Source organism: Alkaliphilus transvaalensis ATCC 700919 (assembly GCF_000621485.1).
GTDB classification, from domain to species: Bacteria; Bacillota; Clostridia; order Peptostreptococcales; family Natronincolaceae; genus Alkaliphilus; species Alkaliphilus transvaalensis.
In genome coordinates, this window is the sequence record NZ_JHYF01000003.1 from 1 (window position 1) to 22,185 (window position 22,185).

Sequence of the window (22,185 nt, forward strand, 5' to 3'; positions counted from 1 at the left end):
TTGGGATATAGCCAAGTCGGTAAGGCAACGGACTTTGACTCCGTCATCCGCAGGTTCGAGTCCTGCTATCCCAGCCAATTTGACCCATTAGCTCAGTCGGTAGAGCACCTGACTTTTAATCAGGGTGTCCCGCGTTCGAGTCGCGGATGGGTCACCAATTAAGTTTTAACCAAAGGAGAGGTGTCCGAGTGGTTTAAGGAGCTGGTCTTGAAAACCAGTGATTCCGAAAGGGACCGTGGGTTCGAATCCCACCCTCTCCGCCAAATTACTTTTTAAATAGGATTAAGGGCTTATAGCTCAGCTGGTTAGAGCGCACGCCTGATAAGCGTGAGGTCGGTGGTTCGAGTCCACTTAAGCCCACCATTTAAAATAATAAATTTGGCCCCTTGGTCAAGCGGTTAAGACACCGCCCTTTCACGGCGGTAACAGGGGTTCGATTCCCCTAGGGGTCACCAATTAATTGGGCGCATAGCTCAGCTGGGAGAGCACCTGCCTTACAAGCAGGGGGTCACAGGTTCGATCCCTGTTGTGCCCACCATAAAATTCATTTCAATGGTATATAAGAATAATATACATTGAAGAAACAATAACTATATTGTATAAGGCCTGGTAGTTCAGTTGGTTAGAATGCCAGCCTGTCACGCTGGAGGTCGAGGGTTCGAGTCCCTTCCAGGTCGCCAATAAAGTATAAAAGTAGGTATAATTTGCCTACTTTTTTTATATGTCCAGATAGGGGCCGACTTGTAGGTGAAGGTCCTATAGACTAGCGCCTGCTCCACAAAATTTATTATAGAACCAAAATTTATTGGAGAACTAATTTTAGCTAGAGATAATATTGCATTACCTAAATGATTAATTACAAATAAGTAATTAATCATTTTTTTTGTCTTAAAATTAGATTTAAACTTAAATGGATATAAGTGATTAAGTAATATTAAGAAATTTATTATGTTGTATTAAGGAGACTGCTTACCGGAGGTCTCTTTGTTAAAAGAAATATCAAGTGCTCTATCGAAGATAAATAGAAGTACAAGCAGAATAAAATATAAAACATTGTGTCAAGAAGAAAATAAGTGTTTAGAATAAATCTTTAAAATAATGGAGAGTATCTTAGATAGATAATGTACTAGCTGAAAATAGAAATTAGGCTTTTGAAAAAGATCCCATAATATTAAAAACGGATCTTTAAAGATATGATTGAAAAAATTATTAAAGAATCATCAAGAAAACAATAAAATCACTAAAAAAAGATCAATAAAAAAAATCACTAAAAAAATCACTAAAAATCACTTAATAAATATGACTCAAAAGATATCCTTTAAATAGATGTCATCTAAAAAACTATTAATTAAAGGCCGTAAGTTTAATTTCTAATAAAAATGTAAAAAATTCCAATATACGAATTGATCAGGTCGTTATAAAAATGATAAAAATTAAATAAGAAAAAGGGGTGTAGTAAGATGGGAGAAGTACCAATGAAGAAAGAAGAAATAGTCTCAATCGAAGAAGCTATAGCAATGTCGGCAACGGAAGTAGAAAAAAACTATCGTCAAAATATCAATCCTAACTTTGTTACATTATTAAAATTACTGGGGTTAAACAAAAAGTTTATTCGAGCTGAAGGAACTAAGGTTTGGGATGATGAAGGAAAAGAATATATTGACTTCTTAGGAGCCTACGGAGCATTAAATCTTGGACATAATCATCTAGAAATAATTGAGGCCCTAAAAAAAATATCCAATTTACCTAATTTGCTACAGACGACTATTAACCCAATCACTACAGCTCTAGCTAAAAATCTTTCAATTATTACTCCTGGGGATTTGAAGTACAGTTTTTTTTGTAATAGTGGAGCAGAAGCTGTAGAAGGAGCTTTAAAACTAGCTAAAATAGCAACTGGTAAATCAGGTATTATTTACTGTAAAGGTTCATTTCATGGTAAATCTATGGGGGCTCTATCGGTAACGGGTAGAGATAAGTATAAAAAGTATTTTGGCCCCCTTGTGCCATTTGGAATTGAAGTACCCTATGGAGATCAATACCAATTAGAAAAGGCTATGATCGATGGAAAAGACAACATTGCGGCCTTTATTATAGAACCGATACAGGGAGAAGCGGGAATTATTACTCCCCCTGCAGGTTATTTAAAAAAGGTAAAAGAACTATGTAATAAATACAATATTTTAATGATAGCCGACGAAGTACAAACAGGTTTAGGTAGAACAGGTAATTGGTTTGCTTGTCAAGAGGAAGAGGTTGTTCCAGATATACTTTGTATGGCTAAGGCCCTGGGTGGAGGAATCATGCCTATCGGTGCCTATATTGCTAATGAAACCACCTGGAAACGTGGTTATGGTACTATCGATAAATGTTTATTACATACTTCAACATTTGGAGGCAATACCTGGGCTTGTACTGCTGGTTTAGCCACTATTGAAGTAATTAATAAGGAAGGGCTCCACTGTAGGGCTAAAGAGAAGGGAGACTACTTCTTAAATCAGTTAAATCAACTCAAGAAAGACTATCCATTACTAAAGGATGTAAGAGGAAAAGGTCTGATGATCGGAATAGAATTTGCAGAGATCAACTTGCCGATTATTAATAAATTTGTATCACTGGATCAAAAAATTATTTTAGAAGAATATGTAGGTGGCATGATAGCTTCACAATTAAGTAATGAGTATCAAATTATAACGGCCTATACTTTAAATAATCCAAACGTGATTAGGGTAGAGCCACCTTTAACGATTACAATAAAAGAGATAGACTATTTTGTTGAGTCTTTAGAAAAGATTCTCAAACAGAATAAAAAATTCGGAGGTATGGCAAAGGAAACAATAAAAAATGTCTTCAGCTCCTTCAGAAGACAAAGGGAGGCCTAATCATGGACAAATTTGCATTTCTGATTCATCCAATTGAAATAGATGATGTTTATAGAAAGTATAAGCTCTTAAAATATCTTCCAGAAAAAGTGGTGGAAAAAATAATAGAATTAATTCCTCCTTCTTATGTTTCTCATATTACCAACGTTAAGAGTGAAAGTGGAGAAGTAGAAGGATGGTTTATCGCCGTTCCATTAACTTCAAAGCAAATGATGACTCTACCAGAAGAGAAAGTAATCGGTAAAATTATTAAGGCTGGTAAAATTGCAGAAAAGTTAGGGGCTAAAATTATAGGTCTTGGAGCTTTTACATCAGTTGTAGGGGATGCTGGTATAACTGTAGCTAAAAATCTTAATATTTCAGTTACAACAGGGAATACATATACAGTTGCTGCAGCTTTTGATGCAACGAAAGAAGCTTGTAGACGGCTGGGTAAAAAGTTTTCTGATTGTGAAATAGCAGTAGTTGGTGCTAATGGTTCTATCGGTAACATATGTGGTCAATTAGCAGCAAGAGAAGCTAGTAAGATAAATTTAGTTGGAAGAGATGTAATTAAACTAGACCAATTGAAGCGATCACTTATGAAATCTTATCCAGATCTAGTAGTAGATGCAACAACTAGCATAAAGAAGGGACTAGATAATGCAGATATAATAATAACAGTTACCAGTAGTATAGAAGATGTTATTAAATCCGAATACATTAAACGGGGAGCTATTGTGTGTGATGTTGCAAGACCAAGAGATGTATCTAAAGCTGTTCAAGAAAAGCGGCGGGATGTTTTGGTTATTGAAGGTGGCGTAATTAAAGTACCTGATGGTGTAAACTTTAATTTTAATTTTGGATTCCCAGAAGGATATTCCTATGCATGTATGGCAGAAACCATGATTTTAGCATTAGAGGGTAAATTTGAAAACTATAGTATAGGTAGAGAAATAGAGATTAATAAAGTAGATGAAATAAGACAATTGGCAACTAAACATGGATTTACATTAGCAGGTTTAAGAAGTTTCGAACGGGTAATTAATGAAAAACATATAGAGTCGATCTTAGAAGCTATTGATTCTGGCATTGAACAACAGATATAGCTTGCAGAATAATAAAAACAAAAACAGGCACAATTTCAGGTAGAAATAGTTTAAGTTAGATGTAGTAAGATCAATTAAAGCTTAAGGAATATAGTTAAAATCAATCGAGTTAAAATTGAACATTATTAAATGAGGAATTTGCATTAAATTAATATTACTTATGCAATTTCCCCAAATAACAAAGATCACAGTACTTATCTCTGTGATCTTTGTTTTATAAGGAAGAATGATATGGGCAAATTAGTTATATAACTTGTTTCTTGTTATTATTATTGCTACTATTATTGTTTTTTTCCATATTCATAATGGCTCTAATAGTAAGGGGAAGGGTAAATAGATTAATAAATCCTTCTGCATCTTTTTGATTATAGACATCATCTTCACCAAAGGTTACAAATTCTTCGTTATATAGAGAGTAAGGAGAAGAAGTCCCTACTGCAGAACAAGAACCTTTATACAATTTTAATTTAACAACACCAGTTACGTATTCCTGAGTACTATCAACAAATTGGTCAAGAGCATCCTTTAGGGGAGTAAACCATAGACCATCATAAACCAGTTGGGCATACTTTTCAGAAACAGTCTTTTTAAAACTTAAGGTAGCTCTATCTAAAGTTAATTTTTCTAGTGCTTTGTGGGCAGCATATAGAATTGTTCCACCAGGAGTTTCATAGACTCCTCTAGATTTCATTCCTACTAAACGATTTTCAATTATATCAATAACACCTACTCCATTGATTCCACCAATTTCATTTAACTTAAGGACTAAATCAACTGGACTAATTTTTTGACCATTTAAGGAGACCGGGATACCTTTATCAAATTGAATTTCCACATATGTTGGCTCATCTGGTGCATTTTCTGGAGAATTAGACATTTTATAAATAGAACTATCATGTTCGTTCCATGGGTCTTCTAGATTTCCACCTTCATGACTTAAATGCCAGATGTTTTGATCACGACTATAGATATCCTTCTTTGTTACAGGAATAGGAATATTATTTTTAATTGCATAATCAATACAATCTTCACGAGATTTCAAATCCCAGATTCTCCAAGGAGCAATTATTTTAAGCGTAGGATTTAGGGCTTTTATTGTAGCCTCAAAACGAACTTGATCGTTTCCTTTACCTGTTGCGCCGTGGGAAATAGCAACGGCACCTTCTTTTTCTGCAATTTCTACTAATTTTTTAGCAATTAGAGGACGTGCAGTAGAAGTACCAAGTAAGTAATCATCCTCATAGACAGCGCTTGCCTTTAATGTTGGGTAAATATAGTCTGTAACGTACTCTTCTTTAACGTCGATAACATAAGCTTTAATAGCTCCTGTAGATAGGGCCTTAGCTTTAACAGCTTCAAAGTCCTCTTCCTGGCCAACATCAACACAGACAGCAATTACATCATAAGAATAAGTATTTTCCAACCATTTAAGTATAACAGAGGTATCTAACCCTCCAGAGTATGCTAAAACAACCTTTTCTTTTTTCATAATATAACCTCCAATATCAAATGAAATTTTATAAATATAATTATAAGTGATAATGTATAAATATGCAACAGTTATTTTAAATAAATATGCAAAAAAATATTCCTATGCTAAAATGAAGAATTGCAATTTGAGTAGATATAGCATAGACTTCTTAAATTTACTATAGGTTTTGGGATGTTAAAAAACTAAATGTAAAACAAGATGCCTAGATACTTGGTCATGTATTAGGTTATATATTAGTTGATATATTATAGTATGGAAAGATAGTTTGGAAAATATAAAGTATAGAAAAGTTAAGATTTACAGCACTAGGTTATTTATACATAAGCATGCATAAAAATATATCTAGGATAAGTTTGATATGAAAAAATATAAAAGAATAAATTACTCATTCCACAAGGGCGGTTTTTTTATTTGCATAAATCCTATATAAAAATACTATAAATTCATTATTATGGTATATGGAATTTCCTTAAGTAAAAATAATAAAGCTAAACTAATCCTCAATCCTCATTAAAATTGATGATTAAAATACAGATCTAAAAATACAGATCTAATAACATAGAACTAATAATATAGATTTAATAATACAGATTCAATAATATAGATCAAATAATATATAGCACTAAAATACTCAATTAAAATATGTTTAAGATATTCTTAAAACCGATTAAATGTGGATGATTATCATTGAAGCACATATTTTGAGACACATACTGAAGTTTTAGAATAGTATATAGAAAAGAGCAGAATTTTAAGGAGATGATCTAATGGCAAGTAAGAATATAAAGAGTAGTTTATTATTCTTTTTTCTATTATTAGCTATCATTCTTATGGATAGTGGATTATTTAACAAAGACGATACCAATTTATTATTTTTCTATTTAATTTTAGTTTTTCTATTTACAAGATTTTATAGTTGATAAAATAATAACTAATCAATTAAAAGAGTAAATGTTGCTATCATCGCTAACTAAACTAAATAACAATCTATACTTAATAATAATCTCTATCCTTAACGGCATAGAGATTTTATTTTTTATAAAATTTTTTTTGTTTGCACTGTTATTTTTTTGACTTGTTCAATTTTATAACACTTTAGGATAAAAAATGACCTGTTGTAAGTCAGAAATGTATCGTTATAGAGCAGTTGTACGATTTTGACATAGGGGTTGTTTCGTTATAGAACAGAAAGACATTGATTATTCTTTAACAATACACAGAAAATTCAGAAAATAACACCTTCTATTCAAATTTCTACTAAATTGGCATGGTAATTGCTCTTTAATAGGGTGAAAATAAAAAATAATTTTCAAGGGGGATGTATATTATGACAGTAGCAGATCAAGTATTCGGGTATTATATGCCAACGGTGAATTTAATGGGGCCAGGTTCAGTTAAGGAAGTTGGAGAACAGGCTAAGGGGCTAGGTGCTACTAAAGCTTTAATTGTAACAGATGCAGGCTTAAATAAAATGGGAGTTGCTGATCAAGTAAAAGAGATCATAGAAGGAGCAGGTCTTCAGGCAGTCATTTTTGATGGAGCACAACCAAATCCAACTGACTTAAATGTTGAGGCAGGGCTAAAAGTTTTACAAAAAGAAAATTGTGATTTAATTGTATCTTTAGGTGGAGGTTCCGCCCACGACTGTGCAAAAGGTATCGGAATTGTAGCTGGTAACGGTGGGAACATTAGAGACTATGAAGGTATTAATAAAAGTACGAAACCCATGACTCCATTAATTGCAATTAATACGACAGCTGGTACCGCCAGTGAAATGACAAGGTTCTGTATCATTACTAATACTGAAACCCATGTAAAAATGGCAATTGTTGATTGGAGATGTACAGCAACTGTGTCAATAAATGACCCTGTATTAATGATTAAGAAGCCAGCCGCCTTAACAGCTGCGACAGGAATGGATGCTTTAACCCATGCAGTAGAGGCTTATATGTCGACAATAGCAACCCCTGTTACCGACTCAGCCGCATTAATGGCAATTAAACTAATTGCTGAGAACTTAAGAACTGCTGTAGCCAATGGAGAAAACTTTGAAGCCAGAAATAATATGGCTTATGCCCAATTCTTAGGAGGAATGGCTTTTAACAATGCAAGTTTAGGATATGTTCATGCTATGGCCCATCAGTTAGGTGGATTCTATGACCTACCCCATGGTGTGTGTAATGCAATTTTATTACCCCATGTTGAAAGGTTTAATTTAATAAGTAATCCTAAACGTTTAGCCGATATTGCTGTTGCAATGGGAGAAAACATTGAAGGACTATCAGTAAGAGATGCAGCAGATAAGGCACTAGATGCTATTGTTAAGTTATCTGAAGATATAGGTATTCCTAAAGGATTAACAGAATTAGGAGTTAAGGAAGAGGATCTAAGTATCATGGCTGATAATGCTATGAAGGATGCATGTAGCTTTACTAATCCTAGAAAAGCAACAAAGGAAGATGTAATTAACATATTTAAAAATGCCCTATAAAATGGGATGATAGCAATTAGTTTCTGCTAAGGGAAAAGGTTTACACAAACAAACCCATTGAGAAGGAGTATTCTCGATGGGTTTGCTTCACTTTATTTTTATTTATTATCTTTATTCTAATTTACTATCTTTATTGTAATTTATTGTCTTTATTGTATTTATGGTGTTAGTATATAACTGTGGATACAAAATGATGTTAGTATATAACTGTGGACACGAAAAGTTTAACAGGTTACAATAGTTCCAAGAAAGGTGTGTGTTAAACAATGTCCAAGAACGGTATCCGTTATTCGGAAGAATTCAAACAACAGATAGTTGATCTGTATCAATCAGGTAGCTCTGTAAGCTATCTTAGTAGTGAATATGGTGTAGCAAAAATTTTATAAATCCTTTATCAACTCATAGTATTATATGATGCAATTACTCACTAAACTACTTTCTAATTTTAATTTTGTTTCTTACTTTTTTAACACCTTCAACCCCCATGGCAATTTCAGTGGCAATTTCGATTTCTTCTTTACTATTTAAAAAACCAGATAATGTAACAACCCCACCAGATACATCACGAGCCAAATCTTTGAAGCTTAATTCAGTAGTACTTAATTCTTGAAGGATCTTATTACTGATCCCTGTGTCTGTGTATTCGCCCCTACCAACCTCTATATTACTAACGACATCTTTTACACCCCTAGCTGTGGCGGCGATATGCATTGCTTTGTTAGAATCATTTAACGTAGATAGATTACCCATAAGACTTACCACACCATCTGTAACCTTAACACCAACCCCTGCTACTGCTTCGTTTTCTTGGCTTTGAAGCTTATTTAGAACTTCCTTTTCAATATGTTTATCTGTAATATTACTATCCATGGCAACTGTAATTTTGTTTTCAATACCCTTGATGCCCTCCGTATGAATAGCAATCTCTTCAGCAAGCTTTTTTTCAGAATAAAGATCTACTATTCCTGAAAGATGGACATACCCATCTCGGCTTGTAGCCTTAATATCCATTGCACTAGCTTGCATTTTCTCATGTAGCTTTTCATGAATGTTAGCTATAATTGTTTCATCAGAAGCTGGATTAATTTGATTATCATTGAATGTTTTATTGTTATGCCCCATATATATTCTCCTTTCCAAAGAATCTATAGTTAGTTTTTCTCAAACTACGATAAATATGTTTTCTAAAGGGAATAAATATGATTAACAGGTAAGTTTTTTGTGGAAGGGTTAATAATTTAAATAAAGTTTTAATAATTAGATTTAAGTAATTTTATAATTGTAGTACAATTGAGATATGGCTAGAATAAATAATGCCAATTTATTAAAAGATGGGGTTTTATACCCATAAAAAAAATTTTAATTTAAAAGGTTTTTTATTTTTAATATGGAAATATATTTAAAGTAGCAAATGTAAATTAGGTAACTTGAAAGGGATAGAGGTGTTGGATAAATGGAGCAACTGTTGGAGCTTTTTAAAAATATAGGCCTCAAGGATATCGTTGACATGGCCATCGTTGCTTTTGTATTTTATAAATTATATACGCTGATCCATGAAACAAGGGCTGAACAATTAATAAAAGGGATCGTAGTATTATTAGTAGCAACACAGTTAAGTGAATGGCTACAGCTACATGTAATTAATTGGATACTTAGAAATACCATGACAGTAGGACTAATTGCTCTTTTAATTGTATTTCAGCCAGAGCTGAGACGGGCACTTGAATATATCGGTAGAACAAAATTTTTGACAAAGTCTATCGTTGATATTCAAGAGGAAGAGGCCAAATTTACTGCTGATGAAATTACAGAAGCGGTGGCATCCCTTTCTAGACAAAAAATAGGTGCCTTAATGGTAATCGAAAGGGATACAGGACTAAATGAGGTTGTAGAAACAGGAACCCTCATTAATGGTAAAATTTCTAGAGGTCTTTTAATTAATATTTTTATTCCAAATACACCATTACATGATGGGGCTGCTGTCATTAGAAAAACCGAAATATTAGCTGCGGGATGTCTACTTCCTTTAAGCGATGATAAAAGCATTAGTAAAGATTTAGGCACGAGGCATAGGGCGGCAATAGGGATAACTGAAAGATCAGATGCTATTGTTGTGGTGGTATCAGAAGAAACAGGTGCGATATCTATTTCAGAGAATGGAAAGTTGAAACGATTCTTAGATATAGATGCCCTTAGACAGCTTTTAAAAGATGCTTTTAAATCTGAAGAGAGTAGACAATGGCAATTCTTAAAACTGAAATGGAGGCAGAAGGATGAATAATTTTTTTAATCGAAATACAACTGCTAAAATTATGTCGATCCTCTTTGCCTTAATCATGTGGACTTATGTTATGGGAGAAATAAACCCTGTAATGTCAAGAGAATTTACCAACGTACAAGTACAAATATTAAATATTGAAGAGTTGAAACAACAGGGACTTGTGATTGTAGGCGAAGTAAATGACAATATTCGTGTTACTGTCAGAGGTAGGAGAGACGAAGTATTCAAATTAAGTAAAAGTGATATTAGAGCAACGGCAGACCTAAGGGGTTTTGTTGTAGGAGATAACAATGTACCAGTAGAAGTAGCATCAATCAATAATATAGAAATAGACTATTTCCCTAAATTTTTAAGGGTAGAGTTAGAAGAAGTAATCAGAAGACAAAAGGATGTTAGTCTTCTTGTTGAGGGTAAACCAAGATCGGGCTACATATTAAGTGAACCCCAGTATAAACCAACGGTTGTTTGGATCGAAGGTCCTGCCAGCTTAGTTAATACTGTAGACCGAGTAATTGCTAGACTTGAACTTAATGAAGAAGCAGAAGATATTGTTGTTAGTCTGCCCTTAAAGGCTATTGATAATAAAGGAAATGAAGTATTTAATGTAGATGTTAAATCCCCCTACATAGATGTTTACCTGCCTGTAGAAAGAATGCGGACAATAAAAATTCAACCACAAATAAATGCTACAGCAGCAGAAGGGTATCAAATTACTGATATAACCCTTTTACCAGATCAAGTTACCCTTAGGGGACCACAGGAGATAATTAATAATATTACGATTGTTGAAACGGAAGATATCGTTTTAGAAAACCTAACCACTACCCAGCAAAGGGAAGTAGAATTAAAACTACCAGAAGGGGTATCTGTATTTAGTGAAGATCCTATAGAATTTAGGGTTAATGTTGAAGCACTGGAGGAAAAGGTTGTTTCAATTCCTAAAGAAAGAATAACCTTTACAGAAGTGCCAGAAGGTTTTACGCCAGAATTTAATGAAATTAATCAACAAGAAACTTTTGAAGTAAAGATTACTGCAATATCCAGTATCATTAACCGAATAGAGGATGGCGAAATACAATTAGTGGCGGATTTAAGTAATATTAATAGTGCTAACGGAGGTAATCGTGAGGTAGAGTTAAAAGTTACGATACCGAGAATCCCTGATGAAGAAATAGAAGAAATAATTGTTACGCCAAGGGTTTTAAGCTTTAGACTAGTTGAGAACAGCCAGTAGTATAACAGAGGTGATACATTGAAGAAGGAACTAGATGTTATTTTAAATAGCACCCACGATGCCATGATCGCTGTAGATATATCGGGTAAGATTACACTTTATAATCGAACGGCAGAAGAACTAACAGGATTTGAGGAAGAAAGCGTCTTAGGTAAGCCTATAGAGGAAGTCATTAAAAGTACCCGACTTCCTGAAGTTCTAAGAACTGGGGAAGCAGAGTTAAATCAGAAACAGCCCCTAGGCAACACCTTCATTATAACAAGTCGCCTACCAGTGAAAGACGAAGCTGGAAAGGTTATTGGTGCCGTTGCAGTTTTTCGTGATATTAGCGAATTAATGGATTTAACCGATGAAATTTATAAATTAAAAGAAATTCAGAGTTTATTAGAAGCTATCTTCAATTCAACTCAGGATGCCATAACGGTTTGTGATGAGAAGGGGATCCATGTTTTAATTAATCCAGCCTATACCAGATTAACGGGTTTAAGTAGAAGTGAAATTATTGGAAAACCCGCCGCAGCAGATATTGTGGAGGGCGAGAGTATCCATATGGAGGTTTTAAGGACAAAAAAGCCTATTAAGAATGCTCGTCTTAAGGTTGGACCCCACGGTAAAGAAGTTATAGCCGATGCTGCCCCTATATTAGTAGAAGGAAATCTACAGGGTAGTGTTGGTGTTCTACATGATTTAACAGAAATAAAAAAACTAAACAGTGAATTGAGGAAGGCAAAAGAAATTATTAGAAAGCTAGAAGCCAGATACACCTTTGACGATATTATTGCCAAGGATGAAGGCATGTTGATGGCTATCAATAAAGCAAAAGAAGGTGCTGTAACACCTGCTACAGTCTTACTTAGGGGAGAAAGTGGTACAGGTAAAGAGTTATTCGCCCACGCCATCCACAACTTATCAAATAGAAAGTACAATCAATTTGTTAGGGTAAACTGTGCCGCCATTAGCCAGAGTTTATTGGAAAGTGAACTTTTTGGTTATGAAGAGGGAGCCTTTACAGGAGCAAGAAAAGGTGGCAAGGTTGGGTACTTTGAAGAAGCCCACGGAGGAACAATATTTCTTGATGAAATTGGAGAAATTCCTATTAGTACCCAGGCAAAGTTACTAAGGGTTTTACAAGAAAAAGAAATCATTAGGGTTGGCGGGACTAACCCCATTAATATTGATGTTCGGGTAATTGCCGCCACTAATCTTCCTCTAGAAAAAGCCATAGAAGAAGGAAAGTTTAGAGAAGATCTTTACTACCGATTAAATGTATTTCCGATTTTTATTCCTCCCCTTAGAAAAAGGAAGAAGGATATTTTACCCCTAACCCTACATCTTATTAAGAAATTTAATGAAGAGTATGGTAGAAACGGAGAAGATATTTCAGAGGAAGCTTTAGAAAAGTTAATGGACTACGACTGGCCTGGAAATGTCAGAGAGCTTCAGAACTATATTGGTAGAGCAATTATTAACCTAAAATATCATGAGCGACAGATTACTTTAGAAAGCCTGCCAAAGTTTTTTGATAATGACAAATCCTTAAGTGGTGAAGAAAATCAGCAGACCCTAGAGGTTGTTGAGGGAGGAAAAACCTTAAAAGAGGTGGTTGAGGCCTACGAAAAAAACGTTATTATAAAGGCTCTTAAGAAAAATAATGGTAACAGAACAACAACTGCAAAAGAATTAGATGTCTCTTTAAGAAATTTTTATTATAAACTTGAAAAGTACAACATAGAAATTTAAGGGGATTGTTTAATAAGGAATATATTTTTTAGAATTAAGCTATTATGCAGTTTCCTTATTTAATAAAAGTCAATATAGAAAATTTAACTTTATAATTTAACTTAATAAAGAACACATTAGAGATATCATCAATAGTAAAATAGTAAAATAGAGAAATGGTAAAATTAAAAAATAAAAAAATAGAAAAATAGTAATATAGTAATATAAAAAATAGTAATATAAAAAAATAGAGAAGTAGAGAAATCGCAAATTTGAATTAAAATAGTATAAAAATAATATAATGAAAAAAGTTGCATAGTCATGTGCAACTTTTTTCATGCAAAAAATTGCACGTTTCTTAGTGGTAGGAAAATTATTTAAATGTTAACTAATATTACCAACGATGAAACCTTGAAAAATCAATATATTTATAAACTTTATCAAATTAATAAAACTGGCATAGCTTTTGCATTTAAGATATATGTGTTAATTTAGTATGATTTTATGAAGTTTTAAAAAGACTAATAGGGGATCAATAACGATCCCACAAAATTTAATTACATAAAATGAAGTATTTATTTCTTAATAAAATGAGATGAGGTGAAGGAATGAGAGAGTACGTATTAGCCATCAACCCAGGTTCTACATCAACAAAAGTAGCAATATTCAAAGGAAATGAAAACGTTTTACAAAAGAACTTAAGTCATTCCCCAGAGGAAATTGAGAAATTTACAAAAATAGCAGATCAGTATGATCTAAGAAAAGAAATCATCCTTAAATGGATGGAGGAAAATAATTTTTCAGTTGATGGCCTTATAGCCGTGGTGGGTAGAGGTGGACTTTTAAGACCTATGCCAGGTGGTGCTTATCATGTGACTGAAGCAATGATGAAGGATCTTAAAATTGGTTATCAAGGAGAGCATGCCTCAAACCTTGGTGGATTAATTGCAAAGGCCATTGCAGACTTAGCAGGAATAGAAGCCTATATTGTTGACCCAGTAGCAGTTGACGAATTTACTGATGTTGCTAGAATCTCAGGAGTGCCTGAAATCGAAAGAAGATCTTTAGGACATGCTTTAAACATTAAAGCCGTTGGTCATAGGGCAGCTACAAGTCTAGACAAAAAATTTAATGAAGTTAATTTAGTAGTAGCCCATTTAGGTGGAGGAATCTCTGTGGCACCTGTAAATAAGGGTAGAATTTTAGATTATAATAATGCTAATGAAATGGGACCCTTCTCACCAGAAAGAACAGGCGGACTTCCAGTTGGTGATGTTGTAAAGATGTGTTTCTCTGGAAAATATACGCCAGATGAATTTAAAAAGAAGTTAAGAGGTAAGGGTGGCTTAACTGCTTATCTAGGAACAAATGATGCGATTGAAATAGAAAAGATGATTGATGCCGGTGACGAAAAAGCTAAATTAATCTATGAAGCTCTAGCTTATCAAGTAGCAAAGGAAGTAGGAGCTATGGCAACTGTTCTTCAAGGTGAAGTAGATGCCATTGTTGTAACAGGTGGGTTAGCCTACGGTCCATTAATCGTTAACATGATTAAAGAAATGACAGGATTTATTGCACCAGTAATTGTATACCCAGGAGAAGATGAAATGAAGGCCCTAAATGAAGGTGCTTTAAGGGTTATCAATGGTGAAGAAAAAGCAAAAATCTATGAAAATGAGGTGGCTATCAATGATTAAGAACTTTCAAGAAGTAATGGAAATTGCTAAAGAAAGAGGTCCTAAGGTAATTTCTGTTGCCTGTGCTCAAGATTCGGATGTTTTATTAGCTGTTAATACAGCTAAAAAAGAAGGGGTTGCAGATGCCATCTTAGTTGGAGATCAAGAAAAAATTGAAGCCATCGGAAAAGAACATAATATCGATTTAACACAATTTGAGATTATTGATATTAAAGATCTAGCAGAAGCTTCTTTAAAGGCTGTCGAGCTAGTGTCTACAGGAAAAGCCCACATGGTGATGAAGGGATTAGTAGACACTTCTATTATCCTTAAGGCAGTATTAAATGCAGAAGTTGGTTTAAGAACTGGTAATGTATTAAGTCACGTTGCAGTCTTTGATGTACCAGGGTTTGATAAGTTATACCTTGTAACAGATGCAGCTATGAATATTGCACCAGACCTACAAACCAAGAAGCAAATTATTGAAAATGCAGTTCAAGTAGCTCAAGCGCTTGATATAGATGTGCCAAAGGTTGGCGTAATCTGTGCTAAGGAAAAGGCTAACCCTAAAATGCCTGATACAATGGATGCTCAAGCATTAGAAGAAATGAATAAAAATGGTGAAATTACTGGTTGTTTAGTAGGTGGGCCATTTGCATTAGACAACGCTATTTCTGTAGAAGCAGCTAAGCATAAGGGAATAGACCATCCTGTTGCAGGATATGCAGACATTTTAATGTGTGGTGATATCGAAGCAGGAAATGTTTTATACAAATCATTAGCCTTCTTTGCAAATGCTAAAAATGCTGGTGTTATTGTGGGAGCAAAAGCGCCAATTATCTTAACATCAAGAGCCGATAGTGAAGAAGCTAAGTTATACTCAATTGCACTAGGAGTTTTAAGTGCAGCAAAGCTATTTAGTTAAGTAAATCATTATTAAATAAATCATTATTAAGCAGTTCATTATTGAGTAATTCGTAATTAAGTAATTCATCATATAAATAAAAGATTCTTAAGTATTCATTGCTAAAAAGAGTAGAGCTAAAAGTAAAATATAATCAGTTCATCTAGTAGAACAAGCTAAAGCAAACATTATGGAGAGGTGGAAATATTTTGAGCGAAACATATAGAATTTTAACAATTAACCCTGGTTCAACTTCAACTAAAATTGCAATCTTTGATAACGAGAAACCAGTATTTGAAGAAACCCTTAGACATTCAAGTGATGAAATTGGAAAGTACGACACAATCTTCGATCAATATGAATTTAGAAAAAATGTGATACTTGAAACTTTAAATGACAATGGAATGAACTTAACTAAGCTAGATGCTGTTGTAGGTCGTGGCGGTTTATTAAAGCCTATCGCTGGTGGAACTTATAAAGTAGACGATAACATGTTAGATGACTTAAAAGTAGGCGTTCTTGGAGCCCATGCTTCAAACTTAGGTGGCGTAATTGCTTACGAAATTGCAGGTCAATTAAATATTCCTTCCTTCATTGTAGACCCAGTAGTTGTTGATGAAATGCATGATTTAGCAAGAATTTCTGGTATGCCAGAAATCGAAAGAAAGAGTATCTTCCACGCCCTTAACCAAAAGGCAGTTGCAAGAAGAGCAGCTCAAGAAGCAGGAAAGAAATATGAAGAAATGAACTACATCGTAGCCCACCTTGGTGGAGGGGTTTCAGTAGGAGCCCATGAAAAGGGAAAAGTAATTGATGTTGCCAATGCTTTAGATGGAGAAGGTCCTTTCTCACCAGAAAGATCTGGTGGTTTACCAGTTGGTGACTTAGCAAAGTTATGTTTCTCTGGAAAATACACTTTAGCTGAAATTAAGAAGAAAATTACAGGTAATGGTGGATTAGTAGCTTACCTAGGAACAAACGATGGTAGAGATGTAGTAAAGATGATTGAAGGCGGAGATCAAAAGGCAGAGGTAGTTTATAAGGCTATGGCTTACCAAGTAGCTAAGGAAATTGGTGCTTGTGCAGCAGTATTAAAAGGTAAAGTAGACGCAATTTTAGTTACTGGTGGAATTGCTTATGATAAAATGTTTGTTCAATGGATTAAAGATAGTGTAGCCTTTATTGCAGATGTTAAGGTTTACCCAGGTGAAGACGAAATGATCGCTTTAGCTGAAGGTGGATTAAGAGTATTACGTGGTGAAGAGGAAGCAAAGTCATACAAATAAGGTGATGAACAATGCTAAAAGATAACAGAATCAGAATGATTATTGGTCACTATGGAAGTGGTAAAACAGAATTTGCTGTAAATTATGCCATTAATCTTGCTCAAGTAGCCGATCATGTAGCAATAGCAGATTTAGACGTTGTTAATCCCTACTTTAGAAGTAGAGAAAAACATGAAATGCTTAAGCCCTATGGGGTAACGGTACTTTCTAGTTATGTAAAAGGCTCTGGTTCAGACCTCCCAGCTGTTTCGGCAGATGTATTGGGACCTCTACAAGACAAGTCCAGTAACATTATTTTGGATGTTGGTGGAGACTCTATGGGGGCTAGAACCTTAGGAAGATACCAAGAGTATTTTGTTCCTGGTGAATATGATATGTTCTGTGTTATAAATGCCAATAGGCCAGAAACCCAAGATGTGGCGGGGGTGCTTCATCATATTGACACCATCGAAAGGGCATCAAGGGCAAAGGTAACAGGCTTAATCAATAATACCCATCTATTAAGACATACAACAGTAGAAGAGGTATTAAAGGGGCAGGAACTTTGTAAAGAGGTTTCAAAAGCCCTTAATGTTCCTATCAAATATATTGGTGTAATTGAATCGCTAATGGAGAAACTACCAAAGGATTTAGAGGGAACCATTATGCCAATTAAAATGATTATGAGGGAAGATTGGATGTAGTAATTTGTTATTTTAGCCGGAGGGTAACACCGATGATGGCCTTTATATATAACCTATTTATTTTAATTATTATTTTCTACCTATTATTTAAGGAGGGTTGTAAAATGGCTAAAAGAAGAGGTATCGTTAAGTTTGAAGAAAATAGATGTAAAGGTTGTGAGCTTTGTACAACAGTCTGTCCAGTGAATATCGTAATTATGAATAAAAACAAGATCAATGTTAAAGGATATCATCCAGCAACTGTTGATGAAATGGAAAAATGTATTGCCTGTGCAAACTGTGCTACTATTTGTCCAGATGCTGTAATCCAAGTTGAAACATTAGAAGAAGAAAAATAGATAAATCGCAAGGAGGGAAAACGATGGCTAAAGTATTAATGAAGGGTAACGAAGCGATTGGAGCTGCTGCTATTAAGGCTGGTTGTAAACATTTCTTCGGATACCCAATAACACCACAAAATGAATTACCAGAGTTTATGTCTAGGGAATTACCTAAGATTGGTGGAGCTTTTGTTCAAGCTGAATCGGAGGTAGCTGCAATCAACATGATTTATGGAGCAGCTGGAACTGGAGCAAGAGTTATGACTTCATCTTCTTCACCTGGGTTAGCATTAAAGCAAGAGGGAATCTCCTATGCTGCAGGTGCAGAATTACCATGTGTAATCGTAAATATCAGTAGAGGTGGTCCAGGGCTAGGTGGTATTCAACCTTCTCAAGCAGATTACTACATGACTACAAGAGGTGGAGGAAATGGGGACTATAGACATCCTGTTTATGCTCCAGCTACTTTACAAGAAGCTGTTGATTTAACAATGGAAGCTTTTGATGTTGCTGATTATTACAGAACACCTGTTATCGTACTTGGAGATGGTATGATCGGTCAGATGATGGAGCCAGTTGAGTTTAAGGAAGCAACTAAGAGAGAATTACCTGCTAAAGAATGGGCAACAACTGGTACAGAAGGAAAGCGTAAACCAAATATTATTAACTCATTAGCTTTAGACCCTGCTGAGCTAGAAAAACATAACATTAAGTTAGATAATAGATATAAAGAAATTATAGAAAAAGAAGTAAGACATGAAATGTACAAAATGGAAGATGCAGAAGTGGTTTTAGTAGCTTATGGAACAACTTCAAGAATCGTTAAAAATGCCATTGATGCATTACAAGAGGAAGGTATCAAAGTTGGATTAATTAGACCAATTACTTTATGGCCATTCCCAGAAAAAGCATTCTTAGATATTCCTGAAACAACTAAGGCTATTCTTACAGTTGAAATGAGTATGGGACAAATGATCGATGACGTTAAAATTGCTAACGAAGGTAGATTACCTATTCATTTTTATGGAAGAGCTGGCGGTATGATCCCAGCACCAGAGGAAATCATCAACAAAGTTAAGGAAATTTTAGGGGGTGTGAAGTAATGGCTATAGTATATAGTAAAACTGAAGGTTTAACCGACAAACAATTTCACTACTGCCCAGGATGTACCCACGGAATCATCCACAAATTAGTAGGTGAAGTATTAGTAGAATTAGGTGTATTAGGCAAAACAGTAGGTGTAGCACCAGTAGGATGTTCAGTATTAGCTTATGACTACTTCAACTGTGATATGCATGAAGCTGCCCACGGTAGAGCACCAGCTGTTGCAACAGGCATCAAGAGAGTATTACCAGACAATGTAGTATTCACATACCAAGGAGACGGAGACTTAGCTTCCATCGGTACTGCAGAAATTATCCATGCAGCCCACAGAGGTGAAAAGTTTACGACAATCTTCGTAAATAATGCTATTTATGGTATGACTGGTGGACAGATGGCACCAACAACATTAATTGGGCAAAAAGCAACAACTGCACCTTTAGGTAGAGAAGTTGCTACAGCAGGTATGCCACTAAGAATGTCAGAAATGCTTGCAACAATTGATGGAGCAGTATTTGTTGAGAGATGTACAGTTCACAACGTAGCAGGGATCAGAAAAACTAAAAAAGCTATTAAGAAGGCTTTTGAAGTTCAATTAGAAGGAAAAGGGTTTGGTATCGTTGAAGTACTTTCAACTTGTCCAACTAACTGGGGGCTTACACCAGTAGAATCATTAAAATGGTTAGAGGAAAACATGATTCCTTACTATCCATTAGGAAACTTCCGTACACCAGAGGAGGGTAAATAATATGACAGAAAAAGTTATTTTAGCTGGATTCGGTGGTCAAGGGGTTATGTCCATGGGACAATTACTAACCTATGCAGGAATGATTGAAAATAAGCAAGTTTCTTGGTTACCATCCTATGGACCAGAAATGCGTGGAGGTACTGCTAACTGTGCAGTTATTGTTTCTAAAAGCCCAGTAGGTTCTCCTATCATTACAACCGATGCTACAGCTGCATTAGTATTAAACTTACCTTCTCTTTTAAAGTTTGAAGATAGCATAGTAGCTAATGGTAACCTATTAATTAATAGCTCTTTAATTGAAGAAAAAGCTAAAAGAAGTGATCTTAATGCTTACTATATTCCTGCAAATGATATTGCTAATGAAATTGGTAATAGCAGAGTAGCTAATATGGTTATGTTAGGTGCTTACTTAGAATTAACTAAGGTTGTATCTGTAGATTCAGTAATCGAAGCCCTTAAGAAGGTATTTGGTCCTGATAAGCAACACTTAGTGCCATTAAACAAAGAAGCCCTAGATCGTGGAGCAGCTGCAGTTAAGTAATTGCTACTAATTAAAATGGTTAATCCATATCTACTAATTAATATAGAATCCATATAATTTAAACTAAGTAAATTAATCAAATTAACCATCATAAACTTAAAGGCCCTCATCCCATAAAAGGTGAGGGCCTTTAATCTATTTATTATGATTTAGAGTATATCTAGTATATCTAAGTTTAAAAAGAAAGCCTCTATAAAAAATTTTTATTTAAAATAAATATTAAACACCTAAATTTTTTATGGTCAACGTACCTATTATAGGAATAGAATATATTGTAATAAATTAAGGAAATAATAATTAAAATACTTTAAATTGAGTTTACTTATTAACTATGCTAAAATGGATGGGATAAGGTATTTTGAAGGGAGTATGTTAGATGGGAAAATTATTTGGAACTGATGGAGTCAGGGGAATAGCAAACAAAGAGCTTACACCAGAACTAGCCTATAAATTAGGAAGAGTTGGTGCTTACGAGCTTTTAAAAGATAATAAAAATACTAAGGCAAAGGTTGTCATTGGTAAGGATACAAGACGTTCGGGAGATTTACTAGAAACAGCAATGGCTGCTGGCTTTTTATCTATGGGGATTGATGTAATCTCTTTAGGTGTGATTCCGACCCCTGCTGTGGCCTACTTAATAAGACATTTGAAGGCAGATTGCGGGGTAGTTATTTCAGCTTCCCATAATCCGGCTGAATATAACGGAATTAAGTTTTTTGATCATCGTGGATATAAACTTCCTGATGAGATGGAGGCAGAAATTGAAGGTTATATCTTAAGGAATGAAGATGTACCAACAAGGCCAACGGGGGCTGATATCGGGGTTTTAACCCACTATAATGCAGCAGGAGATGAATATATTAACTTCTTAAAATCTACAGTCAAAAGAGATTTTAAGGGATTAAAAATTGCAATGGATACAGGCAATGGTGCTGCTTACTTATTAGCTCCAAAGCTTTTTAGAGAATTAGGAGCAGAGGTTTTTGTTGTAAACGAAGAACCAAATGGACTAAATATAAATTTTAATTGTGGGTCTACTCATCCAGAAGTAGTGCAGAAGCTTGTTGAAGAAACCAACGCCCATGTGGGAATCACCTTTGATGGAGATGCTGATCGGGCCATTGCAGTAAATGAAAAGTGTCAAATTGTAGATGGAGACCATATAATGGCTATATGTGGTAGCAAGTTAAAGAAGCACAATGTCCTTAAAAATGATACTATTGTGGCTACTGTCATGAGTAATATTGGTCTTGAACTTTGCATGAAGGATTTTGGCTGTCAAGTAGCTAAAACAAAGGTAGGCGACCGATACGTATTAGAGGAAATGATTAAAAATAATTATTCCTTAGGAGGCGAACAATCGGGCCACATTATTTTCTTAGACTATAATACAACTGGTGATGGACTGTTAACAGCCCTACAACTGGTAGATACCATAGTAGAAGAAGAAAAACCCTTCTCGGTTTTATCAAGTATGATGACCTCTTATCCGCAGGTATTAGTTAATGCTAAAGTAAAGAATGAAAACAAAGATGGTTATCTTAAGGATGAAGAAATTATAGCTGAAATTAAACGGATAGAAGACCACTTAGCAGGTAAAGGAAGGGTGTTAATTCGACCATCAGGGACAGAGCCATTGGTAAGGGTAATGCTTGAAGGACAAAATCAAGAAGAATTAAATCATTTAGCTACAGAATTAGCAAAAATGATTGAAGAAAAGTTAAGTTAAGGTTATAATA

17 protein-coding genes and 7 tRNA genes are annotated in these 22,185 nt (G+C 34.6%); 22 read left to right on the forward strand and 2 right to left on the reverse strand.

Features of this window, described 5'->3' with window-relative positions:
* The first annotated feature begins 1 nt into the window (after position 1).
* The 9 genes from T335_RS0104510 to T335_RS0104550 all read left to right on the forward strand — a co-directional run bounded on the left by T335_RS0104510 (position 2) and on the right by T335_RS0104550 (position 3,970).
* A tRNA-Gln gene (locus T335_RS0104510) sits at positions 2-77 on the forward strand.
* Positions 78-81: 4 nt separating this feature from the next.
* A tRNA-Lys gene (locus tag T335_RS0104515) sits at positions 82-157 on the forward strand.
* Between the two features lie 17 nt (positions 158-174).
* A tRNA-Ser gene (locus tag T335_RS0104520) sits at positions 175-263 on the forward strand.
* Between the two features lie 23 nt (positions 264-286).
* A tRNA-Ile gene (locus tag T335_RS0104525) sits at positions 287-363 on the forward strand.
* A 17-nt stretch (positions 364-380) separates the two neighbouring features.
* A tRNA-Glu gene (locus T335_RS0104530) sits at positions 381-455 on the forward strand.
* A gap of 7 nt (positions 456-462) precedes the next feature.
* A tRNA-Val gene (locus tag T335_RS0104535) sits at positions 463-538 on the forward strand.
* A gap of 65 nt (positions 539-603) precedes the next feature.
* Positions 604-680 (forward strand) — tRNA-Asp (locus T335_RS0104540).
* A 780-nt stretch (positions 681-1,460) separates the two neighbouring features.
* A complete protein-coding gene (locus T335_RS0104545) occupies positions 1,461-2,882 on the forward strand; it encodes an aspartate aminotransferase family protein (RefSeq protein WP_026476479.1) in 1,422 nt (473 codons plus the stop codon).
* Positions 2,883-2,884: 2 nt separating this feature from the next.
* Complete coding sequence (locus T335_RS0104550) at positions 2,885-3,970, forward strand: shikimate dehydrogenase (RefSeq protein ID WP_026476480.1); 1,086 nt, start codon at positions 2,885-2,887, stop codon at positions 3,968-3,970.
* Positions 3,971-4,214: 244 nt separating this feature from the next.
* On the opposite strand, the gene T335_RS0104555 is transcribed toward T335_RS0104550, so the two are convergent.
* On the reverse strand, positions 4,215-5,459 hold the full coding sequence (locus T335_RS0104555; RefSeq protein ID WP_034327740.1) for an argininosuccinate synthase: 1,245 nt from the start codon (positions 5,457-5,459) through the stop codon (positions 4,215-4,217).
* Between the two features lie 1,330 nt (positions 5,460-6,789).
* On the opposite strand from T335_RS0104555, the gene T335_RS0104565 reads away from it, so the two are divergent.
* Positions 6,790-7,953 carry an iron-containing alcohol dehydrogenase gene (locus T335_RS0104565; protein WP_026476482.1) on the forward strand — a complete coding sequence of 388 codons (1,164 nt, stop codon included), beginning with the start codon at positions 6,790-6,792 and terminating at the stop codon, positions 7,951-7,953.
* Between the two features lie 432 nt (positions 7,954-8,385).
* Here the strand turns inward: T335_RS0104565 and T335_RS0104570 are convergent, their stop codons facing one another.
* Positions 8,386-9,075: a BON domain-containing protein gene (locus T335_RS0104570; protein WP_051569138.1), complete on the reverse strand. Its 690-nt coding sequence runs from the start codon at positions 9,073-9,075 to the stop codon at positions 8,386-8,388.
* 331 nt (positions 9,076-9,406) lie between these two features.
* On the opposite strand from T335_RS0104570, the gene cdaA reads away from it, so the two are divergent.
* The 12 genes from cdaA (at position 9,407) to glmM (ending at position 22,175) form a co-directional block, all read left to right on the forward strand.
* On the forward strand, positions 9,407-10,234 hold the full coding sequence (gene cdaA, locus T335_RS0104575; protein ID WP_026476484.1) for a diadenylate cyclase CdaA: 828 nt from the start codon (positions 9,407-9,409) through the stop codon (positions 10,232-10,234).
* A complete protein-coding gene (locus tag T335_RS19870; protein ID WP_034327742.1) occupies positions 10,227-11,468 on the forward strand; it encodes a CdaR family protein in 1,242 nt (413 codons plus the stop codon). Before cdaA ends, T335_RS19870 begins: the two co-directional genes overlap by 8 nt.
* A gap of 18 nt (positions 11,469-11,486) precedes the next feature.
* Positions 11,487-13,208 (forward strand): sigma-54 interaction domain-containing protein, encoded by a 1,722-nt coding sequence (locus T335_RS19875; protein WP_051569139.1) that lies wholly within the window; start codon positions 11,487-11,489, stop codon positions 13,206-13,208.
* A gap of 587 nt (positions 13,209-13,795) precedes the next feature.
* On the forward strand, positions 13,796-14,884 hold the full coding sequence (gene buk / locus T335_RS0104590; protein WP_026476485.1) for a butyrate kinase: 1,089 nt from the start codon (positions 13,796-13,798) through the stop codon (positions 14,882-14,884).
* Positions 14,877-15,788, forward strand: a complete 912-nt coding sequence (ptb, locus tag T335_RS0104595; RefSeq protein ID WP_034327745.1) for a phosphate butyryltransferase — start codon at positions 14,877-14,879, stop codon at positions 15,786-15,788. Before buk (T335_RS0104590) ends, ptb begins: the two co-directional genes overlap by 8 nt.
* Before the next feature lie 188 nt (positions 15,789-15,976).
* Entirely contained in the window at positions 15,977-17,053 is a 1,077-nt protein-coding gene (gene buk / locus T335_RS0104600; protein WP_026476487.1) for a butyrate kinase, read from the forward strand.
* Positions 17,054-17,064: 11 nt separating this feature from the next.
* Positions 17,065-17,736 carry a hypothetical protein gene (locus T335_RS0104605; RefSeq protein WP_026476488.1) on the forward strand — a complete coding sequence of 224 codons (672 nt, stop codon included), beginning with the start codon at positions 17,065-17,067 and terminating at the stop codon, positions 17,734-17,736.
* 104 nt (positions 17,737-17,840) lie between these two features.
* On the forward strand, positions 17,841-18,074 hold the full coding sequence (locus T335_RS0104610; RefSeq protein ID WP_026476489.1) for a 4Fe-4S dicluster domain-containing protein: 234 nt from the start codon (positions 17,841-17,843) through the stop codon (positions 18,072-18,074).
* Positions 18,075-18,097: 23 nt separating this feature from the next.
* Positions 18,098-19,159, forward strand: coding sequence for a 3-methyl-2-oxobutanoate dehydrogenase subunit VorB (locus T335_RS0104615; RefSeq protein ID WP_026476490.1), 1,062 nt, complete (start codon positions 18,098-18,100; stop codon positions 19,157-19,159).
* Positions 19,159-19,905, forward strand: a complete 747-nt coding sequence (locus T335_RS0104620; RefSeq protein WP_026476491.1) for a thiamine pyrophosphate-dependent enzyme — start codon at positions 19,159-19,161, stop codon at positions 19,903-19,905. The genes T335_RS0104615 and T335_RS0104620 overlap by 1 nt, the downstream gene beginning before the upstream one ends.
* 1 nt (position 19,906) lies before the next feature.
* Positions 19,907-20,446, forward strand: coding sequence for a 2-oxoacid:acceptor oxidoreductase family protein (locus T335_RS0104625; RefSeq protein WP_026476492.1), 540 nt, complete (start codon positions 19,907-19,909; stop codon positions 20,444-20,446).
* A gap of 376 nt (positions 20,447-20,822) precedes the next feature.
* Entirely contained in the window at positions 20,823-22,175 is a 1,353-nt protein-coding gene (gene glmM / locus T335_RS0104630) for a phosphoglucosamine mutase (RefSeq protein ID WP_026476493.1), read from the forward strand.
* Positions 22,176-22,185: the final 10 nt, after the last annotated feature.